Origin of the sequence: Paramesorhizobium salinisoli (assembly GCF_003335045.1) — a bacterium.
Taxonomy (GTDB): Bacteria; Pseudomonadota; Alphaproteobacteria; order Rhizobiales; family Rhizobiaceae; genus Paramesorhizobium; species Paramesorhizobium salinisoli.
In genome coordinates this window covers 1-417 of the sequence record NZ_QOZG01000125.1, presented here as the reverse complement: position 1 = coordinate 417, position 417 = coordinate 1, and the positions used below count along the sequence as shown (strand labels likewise).

General features: G+C 65.9%; 1 protein-coding gene. It reads right to left on the bottom strand.

Annotated elements, in window-relative coordinates; translation table 11 throughout:
- Positions 1 to 417, bottom strand: a 417-nt coding sequence (locus DUT91_RS25990) for a hypothetical protein (protein ID WP_160113730.1), incomplete at both ends; no start/stop codon positions are given.

The following is a 417-nucleotide window of genomic DNA, read 5'->3' as shown; positions in this document are numbered from 1 at the left end:
GGCGCCTTGGGTGTAGGAGGTGTTCTTGCTGTCGAACCCGGTGGCGCCGCTGCCGCCCTTGAAGGTGAGCTTGTCCGACGGCGCGGCGTACCACAGCACCTTGGTGTTGGCCGGGACCAGATTGCCGTTCTTGTCCCGATAGGTACACGTCAGCTGGTGCGGCTGGCCCTCCGTCAGGTTGTCGATGCCATCGGTGGACGTGAGCGTCATCGTGCCGGCGCCGGGCAGGGTCACGGTTTGCGCGAAATCGACCTGGAGCGTGCCGACATCCGGCGTGGTTCCGGCGCTGGCCTTCACGGTTGCCGTAGCCGTGCCGGAGCCGGTGTATTCGATGCTGTTGGTGCTCATGCCGTAGGCATCCGTGGTGGTCGATGACAGGCCGAGCGAGACGCCGGCGACCGGAGGATCGATCGTCCA